The following is a 342-nucleotide window of genomic DNA, read 5'->3' as shown; positions in this document are numbered from 1 at the left end:
CATCTACCTTCCGCGTCACTACGGCGACGCGGAGGGCGCCGAGGGCCTGCCGGACCTCGCCTCCGCTCCGCGCGCCGAGCAGGGAGAGACGGTGCTCATCGTCGACGACGAGCCGAGCATCCGCATGCTGGTCACCGAGGTGCTTGAGGACCTGGGCTACACGGCCATCGAGGCGGCGGACGCGAGCTCGGGCCTCAAGGTGCTGCAGTCGGACGTGCGCATCGACCTGCTGGTGACCGACGTGGGGCTGCCGGGCGGCATGAACGGCCGACAGATGGCCGATGCCGGCCGGGTCAACCGCCCGGGCCTGAAGGTGCTGTTCATCACCGGTTACGCGGAGAA

General features: G+C 69.9%; 1 protein-coding gene. It reads left to right on the top strand.

Translation table 11 applies throughout. The annotated features are described in order from the left end of the window. Positions 1-342 (top strand): response regulator (locus KZZ07_RS26745; protein ID WP_219519963.1); only part of this gene is annotated, 342 nt, incomplete at both ends.

This window comes from Mameliella sp. CS4 (assembly GCF_019392335.1).
In the GTDB taxonomy this organism is placed as follows: domain Bacteria; phylum Pseudomonadota; class Alphaproteobacteria; order Rhodobacterales; family Rhodobacteraceae; genus Antarctobacter.
Note: the sequence above shows the minus strand (reverse complement) of the source record. Positions and strands in the feature narration are given on the sequence as shown.